This window comes from Cobetia amphilecti (assembly GCF_032923285.1).
Taxonomy (GTDB): Bacteria; Pseudomonadota; Gammaproteobacteria; order Pseudomonadales; family Halomonadaceae; genus Cobetia; species Cobetia amphilecti.
Map to the genome: position 1 here is coordinate 1,922,435 of NZ_CP136695.1, position 17,010 is coordinate 1,939,444.

13 protein-coding genes are annotated in these 17,010 nt (G+C 56.4%); 3 read left to right on the forward strand and 10 right to left on the reverse strand.

Going from position 1 to position 17,010, the window contains the following annotated elements; translation table 11 throughout:
* Nucleotides 1-116: 116 nt before the first annotated feature.
* The 6 genes from R1T44_RS08295 to R1T44_RS08320 form a co-directional block, all read right to left on the reverse strand.
* Complete coding sequence (locus tag R1T44_RS08295) at nucleotides 117-941, reverse strand: hypothetical protein (protein WP_043335830.1); 825 nt, start codon at nucleotides 939-941, stop codon at nucleotides 117-119.
* Between the two features lie 364 nt (nucleotides 942-1,305).
* Complete coding sequence (locus tag R1T44_RS08300) at nucleotides 1,306-2,253, reverse strand: site-specific integrase (protein WP_043335828.1); 948 nt, start codon at nucleotides 2,251-2,253, stop codon at nucleotides 1,306-1,308.
* A 334-nt stretch (nucleotides 2,254-2,587) separates the two neighbouring features.
* A complete protein-coding gene (locus R1T44_RS08305) occupies nucleotides 2,588-4,153 on the reverse strand; it encodes a DEAD/DEAH box helicase (protein WP_284893779.1) in 1,566 nt (521 codons plus the stop codon).
* Nucleotides 4,150-4,695, reverse strand: a complete 546-nt coding sequence (locus R1T44_RS08310; RefSeq protein WP_284893780.1) for a hypothetical protein — start codon at nucleotides 4,693-4,695, stop codon at nucleotides 4,150-4,152. The genes R1T44_RS08305 and R1T44_RS08310 overlap by 4 nt, the downstream gene beginning before the upstream one ends.
* Before the next feature lie 227 nt (nucleotides 4,696-4,922).
* Nucleotides 4,923-5,051 carry a hypothetical protein gene (locus tag R1T44_RS08315; RefSeq protein ID WP_284893781.1) on the reverse strand — a complete coding sequence of 43 codons (129 nt, stop codon included), beginning with the start codon at nucleotides 5,049-5,051 and terminating at the stop codon, nucleotides 4,923-4,925.
* A gap of 374 nt (nucleotides 5,052-5,425) precedes the next feature.
* The gene (locus R1T44_RS08320) at nucleotides 5,426-6,436 is read right to left on the reverse strand and encodes a helix-turn-helix domain-containing protein (RefSeq protein ID WP_317292862.1); all 1,011 of its coding nucleotides are present in this window, start codon (nucleotides 6,434-6,436) and stop codon (nucleotides 5,426-5,428) included.
* A gap of 306 nt (nucleotides 6,437-6,742) precedes the next feature.
* On the opposite strand from R1T44_RS08320, the gene R1T44_RS08325 reads away from it, so the two are divergent.
* Nucleotides 6,743-7,792: a phosphotransferase enzyme family protein gene (locus R1T44_RS08325; protein ID WP_317292863.1), complete on the forward strand. Its 1,050-nt coding sequence runs from the start codon at nucleotides 6,743-6,745 to the stop codon at nucleotides 7,790-7,792.
* Nucleotides 7,792-9,126 carry an aspartate aminotransferase family protein gene (locus R1T44_RS08330; protein WP_317292864.1) on the forward strand — a complete coding sequence of 445 codons (1,335 nt, stop codon included), beginning with the start codon at nucleotides 7,792-7,794 and terminating at the stop codon, nucleotides 9,124-9,126. Before R1T44_RS08325 ends, R1T44_RS08330 begins: the two co-directional genes overlap by 1 nt.
* 398 nt (nucleotides 9,127-9,524) lie before the next feature.
* Here R1T44_RS08330 and R1T44_RS08335 read toward each other — a convergent pair whose 3' ends face one another.
* On the reverse strand, nucleotides 9,525-11,552 hold the full coding sequence (locus R1T44_RS08335; RefSeq protein WP_317292865.1) for a TonB-dependent receptor domain-containing protein: 2,028 nt from the start codon (nucleotides 11,550-11,552) through the stop codon (nucleotides 9,525-9,527).
* Nucleotides 11,553-11,909: 357 nt separating this feature from the next.
* On the opposite strand from R1T44_RS08335, the gene R1T44_RS08340 reads away from it, so the two are divergent.
* Entirely contained in the window at nucleotides 11,910-12,788 is an 879-nt protein-coding gene (locus tag R1T44_RS08340) for an ABC transporter substrate-binding protein (RefSeq protein ID WP_317292866.1), read from the forward strand.
* 106 nt (nucleotides 12,789-12,894) lie between these two features.
* Here R1T44_RS08340 and R1T44_RS08345 read toward each other — a convergent pair whose 3' ends face one another.
* The 3 genes from R1T44_RS08345 to R1T44_RS08355 all read right to left on the reverse strand — a co-directional run bounded on the left by R1T44_RS08345 (nucleotide 12,895) and on the right by R1T44_RS08355 (nucleotide 17,008).
* On the reverse strand, nucleotides 12,895-13,887 hold the full coding sequence (locus tag R1T44_RS08345; protein ID WP_317292867.1) for a nucleoid-associated protein: 993 nt from the start codon (nucleotides 13,885-13,887) through the stop codon (nucleotides 12,895-12,897).
* Nucleotides 13,888-14,203: 316 nt separating this feature from the next.
* Nucleotides 14,204-15,781: an aldehyde dehydrogenase (NADP(+)) gene (locus tag R1T44_RS08350; RefSeq protein WP_317292868.1), complete on the reverse strand. Its 1,578-nt coding sequence runs from the start codon at nucleotides 15,779-15,781 to the stop codon at nucleotides 14,204-14,206.
* A 54-nt stretch (nucleotides 15,782-15,835) separates the two neighbouring features.
* A complete protein-coding gene (locus R1T44_RS08355) occupies nucleotides 15,836-17,008 on the reverse strand; it encodes a fumarylacetoacetate hydrolase family protein (RefSeq protein ID WP_107335117.1) in 1,173 nt (390 codons plus the stop codon).
* Nucleotides 17,009-17,010 lie beyond the last annotated feature (2 nt).

Consider the following 17,010-nt stretch of genomic DNA (forward strand, 5'->3'; position numbering starts at 1 on the left):
GAGCCACTCCGGTACAAGGGGCCAGCGGGACCCGATCGCATTGAGGTCGTAATTAGCCAATATTTGGTCAGGTAGTTGGTGTTCACTCACGTGAAAGCCTCCTGTTTATCAGTCAATCAAAGCTCATAAAGCCAATCAATTTGCGAATCTGAGTCGTTTTCCCTCTTATTGTTCGAGTACTTGTTTTTTTCTTTTATATTGCTTTGCTTGTTGGTATCTGATTCCTGCTTCCTATTATCTTTTCTTTTGCTATGGGTGTTCTTCTTACTTGTTTTAGCGACAGTGGCGCCGTTTGCTATATTTCTATCTTTAGATGCATTACTTTGACTTTTATTAGCGCTATCCGTTATTGTGTTCATAAACTTTCTAATCGAGTCAGTGGAATAGCGATGTTTGAACATTGATGAGATTTGCTTGTGTGTTATTGGCAAGTTTTGTTGAGTGACTACATTGCTCCATGCGTATTGTAATCTTTCATCACTAATGAAGTTTCTGAGTATATTGTTCCATAACTTCTTCTCGTTAATATTGATATCGCCAGTGGTATGTAGGTTGTGGATATTGATCCATTCCCAGCCAAGCTCGAGCAGAGGCTGTAGCACCTGGTAATAGAATCTCACCACCTGGACTTCATCTTCGTTGAGTCTGCCGATATCGATCTCGATGCAAAATACACTTTGTGAGACGGGCACTTTCTGTGTGGATACGATGGCTTTGATGACATGAAAATTCACGAACTCCTCGGAAGTGTGAGTCGACTGAACGTTGCTGCGGAAGCGGACAGGCGCTATGGGCAGGCTCTCTGTCGCGACCGTTGGTCGAAAAGCATGCTCCTCGTTCATAAGCTCGGCGGTGTCCACCTCGAGTACTCGCTGATAGATGACAAGCGTCTTGTCAGCGCTGATTTTCACTAGTGACGGTGTATAGGTAGCATCTGGCATATTGATGACTCCAACGATAGGCAAAGGGGGGCCGAGACGTATGAGAGAATCATTCGTCGAGTTCATGTCCAGCAAACGCGAGTAACTTTGAGTAGTGATGATCAGTCGAGTAATACACCCGACCTGTAGAACGATATCTCTGAGAGTACTACCTCCTGATATGTCTAATCTGAATCAATGTGTACTAATAGCATAACTCAAGTAGCAAGAATCTACTGCATCAGTTAACCGTCAAAATCGACCGTTTCGCGAGCATTAGGGCTTTTTAGCGTCAATATTGGTAGTGATTTTTTATTATGACTTTGCGTTTGATTGCTTTTCTCAATTCATCGATTATTGAACGGTAATGTACTGTTCGTGTTTATCAAAAGTCATTGGCACTGTTTTCGAAAGGGTCTGCGACCCGAATATACTCCGTCAAGGTGCTGAGATGCCTGTGACCTGTTACGCGTTGTATCTGCTCCAGGCTCTTCCCCCGCAGATGAGCTTCAGTGATCAGGCCAGCACGCATGCTATGTGTGCTGAATCCCCGTGAAGCCAGGTTTGACCGCTCAAGCCCTCTGATCAACGCATTCTGAAATGCAGTTCGAGAGAGTTTCGAGCCTCCTGGCCTGCCGCCCAGCGAGACGCTGCGAAATACCGCACCTCTCTGGATATGGGCGGCTTCTAGCCAGCGATACAGGAGATTGACTGGGCAGTAGGGGAGCGAGGTATCCGCATGGTGAATGGCTTTGACTTCATGTCGTCCTTCTTGATTGGTCTTGCTGCGGGCGAGCCTGACCAACACGCCTCGTGTATCCCATGTGAGGTGCTCGACACGAAGGTTGAGGACTTCGCTGTAACGAAATGCTCCATAGAACGTCAGGCAGAACATGGCGGCGTCGCGCAGATCTCGCAACTCGCTCAAATTCAGGCTATTCAGCAGCTGATGCAGATCGTCTCTCATCAAGGCTGGTGCACGTTTCACCGGCACTTCATTGAGGCGTGCACAGCCGCGCATGACCCCCTTGATCATTTGCTCATTGCCCAAGGTGGGGCAATTCATGACAAGGTGCCAACGCCGTAACGAGCACAGCTGCCGCTTGAGCGTATTCGGTTTATAGCCGTCCTCGAAACACCGGGTGAGATAGTTGGCTATCTCCGTGTCGGTGCTGGGGAGGGTGCCGCCACGTCTGAGAAACATCCGTATGTCGCTTTGGAAGGCTCGGATGGTACTCGGTGCAAGGCTTGCCATTATCAGCTTTCGTGCCGAGACCGTCAGGCAAAGTCCCGGCAGAGAGTCCTGGTTTCCCTGATAGGGGATCACTTGCATTGCCTGATGTCTTCGTCTTTGAGGCGGGTGAATGCCTGTCGGTGGTCTGGACACCATGAGGGATCTCCATCGATGTCGAAAAGTTGGAATGATGGCCGACATGCGCTTGTGAGGCGGCCAACCAATTTCACGCTATCACTCTTCGTAAATCAGCCAACCCGAAATGCATGCCTCAGAAGGCATGGAAAGTCGAGAGTCACGCATGCTTAGGGTTATTGGAGGGATACCACTAGCAAGTGCATGATATGTGAGTGTTATCTCTGGGATGAGGTTGAAGAAAAGTGAAATCATCTGCCTGGTCGTGCAGGCGGTGCAGCCGAATCGCTGCCTGTGGTCAGAGCGATACCAGGCGCGCCAAGAAGGCGTTGGAGAACGCCACATCATTTGCCAGATCGAGAGTCATCTCTCGTATTCCCTCTGATAGGCTCACACACTCACTCATGGGGGCCTGAGCATGTGGCGCGCCATGCATTTCAATCGTGGGGAGTTCTCCGCTCGTGCCAGGGTCGTTGGAGGCTATCGAATCTGTGGCTGGATAGACGATTGGGGCGGGTGTTGTCGGGGAAGAGAAGGGATCCAGTTGGATCGCAGCATGCTCGTCGGGTAAGTCGTCAAACAGCCGGTAGGCGTAGTGCCGTAACGTGCTTTCGTTGAGTGCATAGAAATAGCACGCATCATCTTGTGCATGTCGACGCCGTATGATTCGGCCTAGCACCTGACGAAAATACTGTTCGGTCCTGACGTGGCTGAGGTAGCAACATACCTGCAAGCGGGGAATGTCGATCCCTTCACTGACCATGTTGACGGAGACAATCCACGAGGTATGGCCGTAGCGAAAGGCCTCAAGTCGTGCGTGCGCCCCTTCCGTCTGGCTGGTTACCAGACACACCGTCTGTCCCATCTGTTTCAGACAATCAGCGATGTCTTCCGCATGGGAAATGTTGGATGCCACCACCAATCCTGCGGCGGTCGGGTCTTTCTCCTGAAGCTGTCGCAAGCGTTGGCAGCTGACGTCCAGCAAATGCTGCTGAGGCCCCGGGTGACGCAGCAAGGCGGCGTAATGCACCCCTGGATGACGCAACAGGGCTGGGATGCTTTGGTAATACAGTGTCTCACGCTGCGCCTGCTGTTCTGCCACCAGACGTATGTCGTCATTATCTATCAGGTATATCTGGGGAGTACGGCAGACATCATCCTGGATGGCATCACGCAGGGGATAAGTGAAGTCTGGGATCAGCGCGAGGCGGTCACTGTCCGCCGATGGCAGGGTTGGCGCCGATGGCTCGGACGCTGAGGCGTCTTCATGGCTCGGTGCCATATAACGCAGCATCGGAAGGCAACTGCCATCAGTGCGCCAAGGAGTGCCTGACAAGGCGAGCGTAAAGCGAACATCGCGCTCCAATGCCAAGAGTGCCAATCCCCATTGATTGGCGCCGGTGGCTGCCGAGCTGGTGTAGGCGTTTTTTGCGGCGCATGCTGTCGCGCCGGCGGCATGGTGGCTTTCGTCCCAGACCAGCAGGACACGCCCTTGGCGACAGAGTTGCTTGAGATCCTCCAGGCGGAAGCTGAGCGCTTGATAGGTCAGCGCAATACCGATGTCCCCCAGCCTGCCCTGCATGGGCCGCCCCAGAATTTGCGAAAACGTCTCGCGTGCACGCTCCACCACGGCAGAGGTGGGGCCGAGATAGATGACGTGATCAATGCTCCCGTTGAGAATCAGTTCCTCAGTTAGAACGGCTGCCATCAGCATCTTGCCCGCACCCGGGGTGGCCTGGCACAGGAAATGGGGCTGCTGATCCGAAAGCCGTTGAAGCGCTGTCTCAATACAACGCGCTTGCCAAGCTCTGAGTGTCTGGCTTGTCAGAGAGGGCAGTAATCGATTGATCTGACGCGGCGTCATGAGGCACCTCCAGCATGGCGTTTTGCAGAGAGCGCCAGCACGGCGGCCAGTTGTCCCTGGAGTTCACAGGCGCGCTGAATCGCATCCTCCTGAAGTGGAGCGATGTCGGGTTTCGCCTCCGGATAGTCCTTTGCCAGCTGATAGAGGTGCTCGGCTTCCGCCTTCGCGGCCCGCATAGATTTTTTCAAGGCTCGACGTTGTTCCTGCAGTGCTTTATCGAGCGGTAGATGCGATGTGCTGTCGGTTTTCGACGTGGCAAGATCCTGTCGATTGCTCGGCAGTGGGATATCCGGTGAGCGCCCCGAAGTGCTATCGATGAGTTGATAGACGCGGCGACGCTTGCCGATGGTGTCGGATTGCACAGCGTGACCATCAATGACCAAGCGATCGATCAGGTCACCGACACGCTGCAGGACAATAATGGGTTTATAGCCCGCCAACTCTGGATGTTTCATCAGCTCGTTGCGGCAGCTGACTTTCGTGAAATGAGTCGGTTTATCCTTCAAGGCTTTCAGCCACTGCTGGAAGTGCTGTTTGATCAACTGTCCTCGTCGATAAGCTGCTGCAGTCGAGGAGTCTTGGAATGTGGGAGAGCTTGAGGTGTGAGGAGAAGTAGAGCTGTGCTGATTCTCTGAGGTGGTGGTAGAAGACGAGTCGTGTGACGCTGAAGCCTCAGGCATCTTGGAAGACTCGGCTATTGCCTTGCCCGTAACAGAGGGCATATGAGGAGTAGATGAGGCTGCTGGGATGGTGTGAGAAGAATTCGAGGTCATGACAGCACCTCGCTGCAGTCGCCAGCGATACGTGCGCGACAGCCTTGGGAAGGGGGATCGGGATAGCCGCCATAGGGGGTGGGTAGATCGGGGCTACGCGGGGATGCCGTAGTCTGAATGACCATGGTTGAAGCTCCTTTGTGTTGGAGCCGCTCCCGCTGTCGCCAAACAGTGATGGGGGCGGCCGTACACGGGTTGGCGAACCGGCCACAAAGGACACCGGCAGACCCGAGGGTCTCCCGCGCACGACCGCCATAACGCATGGCAGGCACAAAAAAAGCGCCAACCATGGTCTGGGCGCTTGTGCGCCTTTGTGGTTTCGAGTCGCCAAACCCGATCGGGGATTTTGCCCCGATTCTCAAAATTTAGCAGATGGTCGATGGGAGGTAAATATCACTTGTTCGATTTGTCACTGATAATCGGTCTGACACCCCGACGAGAATGGAAGATCATCGGTTAACAAGAGGATCTCTGAAGTGCCCAGTGCACTTGAACCCCTTCACGCTTCCAGCATGGGGTTGGCGCGATAACGTAACAGCGTCACCGACGGCCGCTCGCCAAACAGATGACGATAATCCTGCGCGAATTTTCCCAGGTGATAGAACCCCCAGTCATTGGCAATCTGGCTCACCGTACTGGTGCTGTCCGGGTCACATAGCCGACGTCGTACATGGTTGAGGCGGTTCAGGCGAATGAAGTGCATCGGGCTGATACCGAGAATGCTGACGAAGCTGTTGTGAAGCGTGCGCTGGCTGACATGGGCGATGTCACACAGGGTGTCGATGCTGATGGGGGCAGAAGCACTGCCATTCACGTAGTCACGTATCTTCGCGACGACTTGACGCCGGTGGTGATAGCTAGGGTAGCGCTCAGGGAGAGGGGTCTTTTCGTGCAGGATGGTGTTGATTGCCAGAGATAGAATGTCCTGGTGGACCTGCACCTCGAACGCCGCACTTTGACGCTTGAGCAGGCATTCCATCAGGAAGGTGGCGGCCTGCCGAGTCTTGGATGATACCTCCAGACGCATCACCTGTTGTGGGTCTGCCTCCAGCAATGCCAGTGCCGACTCTCCCGCGACGTTCACCAGCCAGTCCCGCCGGATCACCAGACTATAGATCGCGAAGTCATCAGGCGTGGTCAGTTCAAAGTCATGGTCTCCCGGCTGACACATGATGTCCTGCGTTTGCAGAGAGTAGCCATTGATACGGCAAGGCACCCGAGCTGCCGGGATGCCCAGCCACAGCGAATCCGGCCAGACATGACATTGCTGCCCGAGCGCATGACTGGTGTATTCCTTGAATACCTGCATGTGAGGCAGGTGAAGCTCATCGATACGGCCATAGAATCTCCCCTCGCCGTATTGATCATATTCCTGTGACCAATCGGTCAGGTTGCCGGCCTGTTCATTGACGTCCCATGCCTCCCGCGTGCACTTGCCTGGTGCGAGTGAATCTTTCCTGTACTTCCTTGTGGCATCGCCTGCGCCTGCTAGTGACACATATTGTGGCATATCGCGTGTAACTCATTGGTTTCCATGGTTAAGCAAGGTTTGCCAGATGCTGATAACGCTCTCCCTTGCTGTGTCGTTAGTCTGGACATGCAACTTTCGCGCACATCTTCAAAGAGGGAGCGGGGTTTCGGAATATCGATTCGCACACCCATGCCTGTTTCTTCCGCGAAGTGGCACCGAGACCACAAGGACAAGAATCGCCGAGGAGGGCATGGCTTCGACCACGAGGCCGCCCTTCATGTGACATCGCGAGGCAGTGAGTATTTCGCAGCGTCCCGGCCTTTCTGATGTCAGCGAGGTAGTGAGATGTATACGGACACTCTTACAAATCAAATAAAAATCGAGTTGGCACGCTGTCTGGAGAAATGGGGCCTATCGAAACAGGCTCAGGTCTCGCTCCTGACCCTGTCGGAGAACGCGACCTTCATCGCTGAGGAGAGTGCGACAGGTCGCAAGATCATCATTCGTGTCCATCGGCCGGACTACCACTGCCGAGAAGAGATCGAGTCTGAATTGGCCTGGATACGCGCTATTCGGGTGACCACCGAGGTCAACACGCCAGCCCCTTTGCCGACTAAGACGGGGAGCCCTGTGCTGAGCATTTCCGTGGGCGAGCTGACATTACTGGTGGTGGCCTTTGAGCATGCAGCGGGGGCTGAGCCAGATATCGGTGACGGCTTGCCGGAATGGTTCGAGCGTCTCGGGGCTGTCACTGCGACCTTGCATGCGCACAGTCGTCGTTGGCAGTTGCCAGAAGGGTTCGTGCGCAAGCATTGGAATCTCGAGACGATGATCTCTGCGCAAGGGCTATGGGGGGATTGGCGTAATGCCCCCGGCATGACGATGAGCGAGGCTCACACCATCAGTGAGGCCATCCCCTATATCAAGTCAGAGATCGCGTTATACGGCACGGCACCCCATCGCTATGGCCTGGTGCATGCCGACCTGAGGCTGACCAACCTGTTGGTGTCGGGAGAGGGCATGTCGATCATCGACTTCGATGATTGTGGCTTCTGCTGGTATGCCTATGACTTCGCTGCCGCCATCAGCTTTCATGAGACAGACCCCTGTGTTCCGCAATTGCGGGACGCCTGGCTCAAGGGCTATCGCTCGGTTGCTGAATTCTCGGCAGCGGATGAGGCGATGCTCGATACCTTCATTCTGATTCGCCGCATCTTGCTATGTGCCTGGTTGGCAACCCATCAGGAGAGCCAGGAAGGCCAGGCGTTGGGCAGTGACTTCAGCCGCGATACCGCGGTGATGGCACAGCGCTATATGACACAACGTGGCCATCCGGTACGCGATGGCTATCTACCTGATGATCTGCAACGACACCACAATGTGAGGATGGCGTGATGGAAAAGGTACGCGGGATTCTGGATCAGAACGCCTTCAGCATGGCGCACATCGACAAGGCAGATGCGCGAATCGGCGCACTGGTACGCAAGCGGCTGGAAACGGTAGGGCCTACGTCCATGCTCTTCTATGAGGAGCCGCTGCACATCGTCCGGGGGGAGCGGGTCTGGTTGTTCGATGATCAAGGCAAGCGCTACCTGGATGTCTATAACAATGTGCCGTCGATCGGCCACTGCCATCCTCGCGTGGTCCAGGCGGTCGCCGAGCAGATGGGGACCCTTAACGTGCACAACCGCTACCTGCACGAAGGTATTCATCGCTATGCAGAGCGCGTATTGGACACGCTGCCGACAGCGCTCAATCGGCTGGTCATGATGTGTACCGGGAGTGAAAGCAACGACATGGCGCTGAGGCTGGCGCGTGGCTGGACGGGCCGGCAGGGGATCATCGTCACCGAGGCGGCCTATCACGGCAACACGGCGGCCGTGACCGAGGTGTCACCGTCTTCCTATAAGCAGGGCACGCCACCGGATCATGTCCATATCCTGCCGATTTCCGAGATGTCCCAGCAATCGGACCCCGCCGCCTGGCTCACTGAGCAGGTACGGCATGGTATTGAGCAGCTGGATGCTCGGGGCTACGGATGCGCGGCCTTGCTGGTGGACTCGATCTTTTCCAGCGATGGCATCTACGCCGACCCCGTCGGTTTTCTAAAGCCCGCGGTCGAGATGCTGCAGGCACAGGGAGGGCTATTCATCGCTGATGAGGTTCAGCCCGGCTTCGGGCGGACCGGTGATGGCATGTGGGGCTTTGCACGTCATGGTGTCAAGCCGGATGTGGTCACCATGGGCAAGCCGATGGGCAATGGTTTCCCGATGTCAGGGCTGGCGGCGCGCGAGGAGTTGCTGGTGAAACTCAATACCGATGTCGGCTACTTCAATACCTTCGGCGGCTCGCCTGTCGCGGTGGCGGCCGGAACAGCAGTGCTCGATGTCATCGCTGAAGAAAGCCTGATGGAGAATGCGAAGCGTCAGGGCGCCTATCTCATGCGCCACCTGCGCGATATTCAGTCACGCTTCGAGGAAGTGAGTGATGTCCGAGGCGCTGGCTTGTTTCTCGGCGTAGACCTGTGTGATCCGGCGCGTGACGGAGCGCCGGACGCCCAGCGCACCACGGCGTTGATCAACGACCTCAAGCGCAATGGCGTGTTGATCGGCGGGGCCGGCAAGTCCGGCAGTACCTTGAAGATTCGCCCGCCACTGTGCATCGAGCGCTCGGAAGCCGACCTCTTCCTGGACAGGTTTGAGCAATCCTTGAGAACGACTGCCAGGTAACCCACTCGCAATACGTCATGGATCATCGGTGAATAACTCCGCTTCGGAGCGGCAGGTTGCAATTGATAAGCAGGATATTGCACTGGCTCGTGAGGTAATGGCTCACGATGTAATTGCTGCAGGGCGTCTGGTGAGACTTTTCGATGAGGTGATATGCGCTTCTTCCTTGGCCTATTACGTGATTCATCGGCCTGGGGGCAACGCTTGCCAAGGTGCAAGCCTTCCGCGAGCGGTTGCTGGAGGAAAGTGGCAGCGAGTCTCGTGGATCTGATGGAAGCTGCTGATGAAGACACCGGCCCGTCATGACTGACGTCTTGTTTTAAAACCATGAGCTGCAATGCAACAAGGGGAGCCTCGGCTCCCCTTGTTGCGTAAGCATGAGTGGATCTAGTCGAGGGTCAGAAGTCCATGGTGAGCCCAAGGTTCAACCGGCGGCCATCCAGCACCACGCCGTAGGTGTCATTGGTGACTTCCTTGTCAGCGATGTTGTAGAGGCCAGCCTTGACGCGAGCGCTCTCGTTCAAGGCATAGACGACACCCACATCGAAGAAGGTATAGCTCGGCGTGCCTTCGCTCATGCTGGTACGTGACAGGTAATCACTGGTTTCGCCACGGTAGTTCCCCTGTGCCCACAGGTTGAGGTCGTGAGTGGCTTGCCAGTCCAGCGCCACGTTGAGCATATGTTCCGGGATCTTGTTCAAGGGCTCGCCCTTGAATTCACCACTTTTCTGCTCGGAGTCGGTGTAGGTGTAGCTGGAGCTAAGGTTCACGCTTGGCGTGATGGCATAGTCCAGTGACAGCTCGATGCCCTGCATGACAGCTTCGTCGATGTTGCGGTAGGTGCTGATGAAATAGTAATCAGTGCCGGCATAGCTGCACTCGCGGAAGGCGGGGTCGGAGAAACCTTCATCCGGGCCTTGGCAGAGGCGATCTTCGGAGATCTTATCCTTGAACTGGGTGTAGAACAGGGTGGCACCGGCGCTGAGTGTGCCTGACTGGTTCTGGAAAACGGTGCCCAGCTCGTAGTTGGTGCTGGTTTCCGGATCCAGCTCCTCGTTGCCGATGATGACGGCACTGCCCTGGCCAGTTCGACGTCCAAAGCCCTCTGTTGCGGCGGATAGACTCGGTTGGCTGTAGCCCGTGGAGACCCCGCCCTTGAGCGTCCATTGCGGATCAAAGTGGTAATTGGCGTAGACGCGTGGCGAGAGATGACCCCCGAACAGTTCATCGTCGTCGTAGCGGACTCCGGTGGTGACGTTGAGGTCCTCGGTCAGACTCCATTCCATCTCGACGAATAGTGCGGCAATCCAGCGATCGACGTTATCGACGGCGCCGGGGACATTTGAGGCCAGTAGACCATTGGTCTCGTCGGTCAACTGCTCGAATTTGTACTGACCGCCGAAGGTCAGCATATGGTCGCCCCAGAAGTACGTGGTCTGGTTGTTGAGCGTGGTGACTTCTTCGCGTTTCTCATCATCGGAATCCAGCACGTTCTCCGAGATGTCGTGCTGCAGATAGGTGTCCGTGAGGAAGCTGCCGTAACTTCCCTTGTGGCCAAGGGTATAGACATCCTTGTCGTAGCGATAACGACTGGTTTCGGAATCATCTGCGATGCTCACGCCAGCATTGTGAGTGTATTCTTTCTTGGAGGCGGTATAGCCGAGCGTGAACGCATTGTCCTCATCTGGTGTCAGCGTGAACTCGGCACCTCCTTGACGTGTGTCGCTGTCGGGCATGCTTTCAGCATTGTCGCTACCGCCCTGGTAATCGCTTTCTTCATAACCGGTCCAGTTTCCGTGGACCTTGAGACCGAGCAGGCCTTCGATGAGCGGCCCGCTGGTATAGAAGCTCAGTTGCTGCCCGTCATTGCTGATGTCGTTGAGCGAATGGGTGTATTCCGTCGTGACAGACCCCGACCAATCATCCGCCACTTTTTTTGTGATGATGTTGATGACGCCGCCCATGGCTTGTGAGCCGTACAGCGATGACATCGGTCCGCGAATCACTTCCACTCGCTCGATCATCGAGATTGGGGGGAGGCCAATCTGCTTGCCTTCATCATTGCCATTGGTATTGACGGAGCGGCCAGCCGAGAGAGGGCGGCCATCGATCATGTAAAGCGTATAGCTGTTGTCCATCCCTCGAATACTGATGTCCTGAGAATTCCCGCCCCCCGTGACATAGACGCCAGGCACATTATCCATGGCATCTGTGATGTCCGTGTACGACTGCTTGTTGAGCTGCTCGCCGGTAATGACCGAGATACTGGCAGGGGCATCCGAGATCACCTGTTCGTAGCCGGAAGCTGTCACCACCACAGGTTCCAACTGGCTGGAGTCGTCAGCCTGTACGCCAGCAGGTAGGCAAGCGGCGGCGATACCGATAGCCAAGGCCGATCGAGCAAAGGGGAGTGCGGGGACTGTCATGTTCCTGGATCCTTGAGGTCGCGATTATGTCGTTATTGAGCCACGAGTTTTTTAGGGTTGTGGGCCACTGAGTGCTCTGTTGACGTCGACTTCGGGTTGGGAATACGACAGGCATCATCGCATCAGTGTCGATCTTTTTTTCGTGTTTGAGAAAATAAATGATAAACATTCGTATTTTTTAGTTCAGGTGTGTTTCTTTGTTGACAGAGTTGCGTTCTACGCAACCCTTGGTGATGGCATGGAGTCGTTCGTAAATTGCGGGTTATGCAACGCACAGTTGCATGATTTTGAGGAAATAGTCGTGCTAGGATCGCAAACACAAATGATATTAATTATTATTCAATAAAGGGAATGTCGATGAACGTCACTGGGCTCACCTTGTCTGTCTCTACTCTGTTGTTGGCTGCTTTACCCTTGAGTGCACAGGCACACGAAGTCGCCGGGGGAGAGCATGGCCCTTCCGTCGTGAGTCTGGACTGGGGCGCTGCCGATACGCTGGATGAGCTGGGCTTGGCCGAGCATCTCGTCGGGGTTCCACATCAGTCTGCACCCGCCTATTTGTCGCATTTGATCAAAGATCGAGCAGATGTCGGCGGACTCAAGGAGCCTGATGTCGAGGCGATCGCGGGATTGGAGCCGGACCTGATTCTGGTCACCGGCCGTCAGTCTGGATCGCTTGAGGCGCTCAAGGCTGTGGCGGAGACGCGTGATGTCACTCTCGAAGAAGGCAATTACTTCGAAGCATTTAGTGACAAGGTGCTGAGCCTGGCGTCCCCGTATCATGCTGAGGAAAAGGCGCACGATCATCTTGCAGCGCTTGAGTCTGCAATCGATACGGCACGGGAGGGGCTCGTTAACGATCTTCGAGTGCTGGTCGTGACTCACAATGACGGTCGCTATGCTTTGCGTAACGAGCCGGTAGTGACTGAGCTGCTGCAGATCGAACAGCCGGCGTTGCCGGATTCCGTGGAGCCGGTCAGCCGTGGTGCGCGTACTTTCTACCCGCTGACGCCAGCGAATATTGCCGAGATGGCGCCGAATGCTCTTTATGTGGTCGATCGCAGTGCTGCCATTGGCCAGACCCCGATGGATGCTGACGCGCTTGAGGCCGCGCTGGCCGATGCTGGCGGCGCGGACATTGGTGTCACCGTGCTATCCCCGGGGCTTTGGTATCTCTCCGGCAATGGCTTGCAGAGTGTGCGTGCTCAGATGAATGAAGTTCTCGAAGGGCTGTAAAGGCCGGGGCACACGGTTTCTTGTCAGACACACGAAGGCCAGGCATCTGCCTGGCCTTCGTGTGTCTGCCGGGTGTGCATCAGGTGATGTCGTCTGATCAGAGGCTTCAGCGTTGCTTGAGCTGATCGCGCAGGCCCGTCGGGACCTGCTTGATGATCAGACGGTCACTCGCTTCATCGTATTCCACCGAGTCGCCCAGCAGGTGCGAATCAAAGCTGATCGAGACGCCCGCGGCGCGCCCGGTGAAACGCTTGAACTGGTTGAGCGTCTTCTTGTCCGGCGGGATTTCCGGTGACAGCCCATAGTCGCTGTTGCGAATGTGGTCGTAGAAGGCCTGCGGGTGCTCTTCATCGATCAGCTCAGACAGCTGATCCAGCGTGATCGGCTCGCCAAGCTTGGCCTGGTCGGTAGCGTAATCGACCAGGGTGTCGGTCTTCTGCCGGCTGGCTTCCTCGGCCATGTCTTCCTTCTCGACATAGTCGCTGAACGCCTTGAGTAGGGTGCGGGTTTCCTGGCCGGCATCCCGCTGTTCCTGTGCGCCCAGCGTCTCGGCGAAAGCTTCGGCGAGCTTGGTGCGTCCGCGATCGCGCGCCCAGGACAGATAGGGGTGAGACGTCGAGCTGCCTTGCCACTGACTGATATCCAGTCGTGCGGCCAGCGACATCTGGGTCATGTTGAGCTGTCGGGCGGGCGTTACCGCGAGGGACTCGCCGATCGCGAAGCCATCACGATGGTGCAGCAACGCCATGAACAGATGACGCGTCTCACCCTGTTGGTGATCCACCACCAGCAGATGGCCGCCTGTCGGGAGGTTGTCATCGATCAACGGCATGAGTCGACTGGCAAGCGTCTGGGTCAGGCTCGAGAAATCGGTATCACCTGCGAGGAAAGACGCCAGCTCGGCGGGGAAGGCAGCAGGCGCGTCTTCATTGAAACGGCCCCAGTTCTTGGCCTTGCCGTGGTAGGCATCATTGAGCCCGGACACCAGATCCTCCAGTGCATCGGATGCCGGCAGGGCGGTGGCGGCAGGCACCAGCTGGGCCGGCGTCTCGCTATTGCCCTTGTCGATACGGTGAATGATGCTGTGCAGGATCGGCATGGAAACCTCCCTCGGCTGCGATGAACGGGCTGGGGATGATACCTGCCACGATTCGGCAGTGGTAGGGTTGTAGTGGTCAACTAGGCTTGGGCAGTATGGTCAGGTTTCACAAGGGGGAAGCGGCCGAAATACCCGTAGTGAATGCTTTAACCCGCTGCTAGTTGCAGTAATCCTTCAATCAACTATCGATGTCTTTTTATCTCTAGCTGTATTGTCTGACGATTCGAATGCCTACCAATGACAACGGGACGGCAAATGCCGTCCCGTTCAGTATCACCTGTTCACTCTGGTAATATTTTCTAAAACCGCATGAACCTTAGGTCTCGCGGTGGCCGTCGATCAAGCGACTTACCCCGGCAGGGTTGCCGTCACGCAATGCTTCAGGTAGTAGGCCTTGTGGCAGGTCTTGGTAGCAGACTGGGCGCAGGAAGCGATAGATCGCTGCACTGCCCACAGAAGTGGTACGCGAGTCTGAGGTGGCAGGATAGGGGCCACCGTGGACCATGGCGTGGCATACCTCGACGCCGGTTGGCCAGCCGTTAGCCATCACTCGCCCTGCGCGACGCTCTAGCACAGGTAGCAGCAAACGGGCTGCGCCTAGGTCGTCTTCGTCCATCTGCAGGGTGGCGGTGAGCTGGCCTTCTAGCGATTCTGCCACGTGCTTGACCTCGTCGAGGTCGGTGCACTCAACCACCAGTGAAGTGGCACCGAACACTTCGGCCTGTAGCGTCTCATCGCTCATGAAGTCCTTGGCAGAGGTCAAGAACAGCCCGGTCTGGCAAGCATTTTGGCTCTCGCCAGTGGCGCCGCGGGCGACTTCGCGGGCAGTGCTACTTTGCAGAAGACCATCGACGCCCTGCACGTAGGCATCATGAATGCCTGGGGTCAGCATGGTCTGGGCCGCGGAGTCTTTTACCGCCTCGCTGGCGGCGGCCACGAAAGCATCGAGTGCCTCGCCCTTTACTGCGATGACCAAGCCCGGGTTAGTGCAGAACTGGCCGGCTCCCATGTTCAAAGAGCCGACAAAGGCATTACCCAGTTCCTTGCCGCGTGTCTTGAGTGCTTCAGGCAATAGGAACACTGGATTGATTGAGCTCATCTCGGCATAGACGGGGATCGGTTCGGGGCGTTCTTGGGCTGTTTGCATCAGAGCGGTGCCGCCCGAGCGGGAGCCGGTGAAGCCCACCGCCTTGATGCGCGGATCGCGAACCAATGCCTGGCCGAGCTCACGTCCGGAGCCATAGAGTAGTGAGAACACGCCTTCGGGCAGTTCGCTTTTGGCTACGGCGCGTTGTATGGCGCGACCGACCAGCTCGGAGGTGCCGGGATGTGCAGCGTGAGCTTTGACAATGACTGGGCAGCCTGCGGCCAGCGCCGAGGCAGTGTCACCGCCGGCAACGGAGAACGCCAACGGGAAGTTGGAGGCACCAAACACGGCGACGGGGCCCAACGCGATGTGACGCTGGCGCAGGTCGACCCGCGGCATTGGCTGACGCTCAGGTAACGCAGGGTCAAGGCGTACATCGAGCCACTCGCCATTGCGTACGACCTGTGCGAAGAGGCGTAGCTGACCGCATGTACGGCCCCGTTCACCCTCGAGTCGGCCACGGGGCAGTCCGGACTCTGCCATGGCGCGCACGATAAGATCATCCCCGATTGACTCGATCTCCTCAGCGATGGTTTCGAGAAAGCACGCACGGACTTCGAGGCCAGTCTCGCGGTAGGCATCAAAGGCTGTCCAGGCCAGTTCACAGGCATGCTCGACCTCCGCTCTCGAGCCTGCCTTATAGCCGGGTTCGAGGGTTTCGCCGGTAGCGGGGTCCACTGCGTGGATGGCATTGCCATTGCTGAGTACGGCCTGTTGGCCAATGAGTTGTTTGCCTTCCAGGGTCATATTGTCTCCTGACTCATGGTTGAGATAAATGCTAATGGTCGTTCTTGAAGCGCTTTAGTAATGGCCACGTGTGGCGAGATGGGAGAAGAGTGAGCGTAGCCCGTAAGTCCAGGCTGGCAGGCGATCGCTGTGATCGACGTGATTGATCAGGGCGCCGAGACTGGGCGTCGCGATGGTCACGCGATCGTTTAGGTGGTGAGTAAAGCCTTGGTCGGGGCCATCACGATCTTGAACAGGCGAGAACATAGTGCCGAGAAACAGCATGAAGCCGTCGGGATACTGGTGATGAGTGCCGTGGGTCTGCGATACCAGCTCCAGCGGATCGCGGCTGATCTCGCGCATGTCACTAGAATCTTCCAGCACGAAGTCATCATCGGCCCCCTCGATGCGCAATGAGACTTGCGCGTGGCGAATGGTATCCATCGTGAAGTGATCATCGAATAAGCGGATGAAGGGACCGATGGCACTGGAAGCATTGTTATCCTTTGCCTTGCCCAAAAGCAGGGCGCTACGTCCCTCTATGTCGCGCAGATTAACGTCATTGCCGAGGCTGGCACCCCGTGGAGTACCTGAGGCATCTACGGCGAGAACTATTTCGGGCTCGGGGTTGTTCCAACGCGAAGCGGGGTGCAGGCCGACGGACTCTCCGAATCCCATTGATGAGAGCGGCTGAGCCTTGGAGAACACCTCGGCATCTTCACCGATGCCGACTTCCATATACTGCGACCAGGCGCCGCGGGCTTGGAGATCGGCTTTAAGAGCCAGGGCCTCGGGAGAGCCTGGCCGTATACGTGACAGGTCACCGCCGATCAGGGACTGAATCTCGCGACGTAGTTCTCCGGCGCGCTGCGGGTCGCCAGCAGCCTGCTCTTCGATCACGCGCTCGAGTAGGCTGACAGCGAAGGTTACACCACAGGCTTTGACTGCCTGCAGATCGCATGGCGCGAGCAAGCGGGGAGCATTGCTTGAGTTGTTCAGCGAGTTCTCGAGTAAAAACTCGACACGCCCCAGCGATTCGCCGTCGACATTTCGAACAAAGGCGACAGGATCTGCTAGGTCGAGCAGGTCGGCGATGGTCGCGATTTGTGTAGAGATGTCTAGCACCTCGCCATCGCGGACGATCACGATTGCAGGGCCTGGGTGCTGCGTCTCACGCCAGACTCGGCCGATCAGCACAGCTCGATCGAGATCATGAGGGAGACATTTATGGATATCGACGTGATGCATAC

Bases quoted from the DNA above. Each gene is read 5' to 3' on its own strand.
- R1T44_RS08320 (WP_317292862.1), bottom strand. From the start codon at position 6,436: ATGCCACAATATGTGTCACTAGCAGGCGCAGGCGATGCCACAAGGAAG.
- R1T44_RS08330 (WP_317292864.1), top strand. From the start codon at position 7,792: ATGGAAAAGGTACGCGGGATTCTGGATCAGAACGCCTTCAGCATGGCG.
- R1T44_RS08350 (WP_317292868.1), bottom strand. From the start codon at position 15,781: ATGACCCTGGAAGGCAAACAACTCATTGGCCAACAGGCCGTACTCAGC.
- R1T44_RS08300 (WP_043335828.1), bottom strand. From the start codon at position 2,253: ATGCAAGTGATCCCCTATCAGGGAAACCAGGACTCTCTGCCGGGACTT.
- R1T44_RS08295 (WP_043335830.1), bottom strand. From the start codon at position 941: ATGCCAGATGCTACCTATACACCGTCACTAGTGAAAATCAGCGCTGAC.
- R1T44_RS08325 (WP_317292863.1), top strand. From the start codon at position 6,743: ATGTATACGGACACTCTTACAAATCAAATAAAAATCGAGTTGGCACGC.
- R1T44_RS08355 (WP_107335117.1), bottom strand. From the start codon at position 17,008: ATGCATCACGTCGATATCCATAAATGTCTCCCTCATGATCTCGATCGA.
- R1T44_RS08345 (WP_317292867.1), bottom strand. From the start codon at position 13,887: ATGCCGATCCTGCACAGCATCATTCACCGTATCGACAAGGGCAATAGC.
- R1T44_RS08305 (WP_284893779.1), bottom strand. From the start codon at position 4,153: ATGACGCCGCGTCAGATCAATCGATTACTGCCCTCTCTGACAAGCCAG.
- R1T44_RS08340 (WP_317292866.1), top strand. From the start codon at position 11,910: ATGAACGTCACTGGGCTCACCTTGTCTGTCTCTACTCTGTTGTTGGCT.
- R1T44_RS08315 (WP_284893781.1), bottom strand. From the start codon at position 5,051: ATGGTCATTCAGACTACGGCATCCCCGCGTAGCCCCGATCTACCCACC.
- R1T44_RS08335 (WP_317292865.1), bottom strand. From the start codon at position 11,552: ATGACAGTCCCCGCACTCCCCTTTGCTCGATCGGCCTTGGCTATCGGT.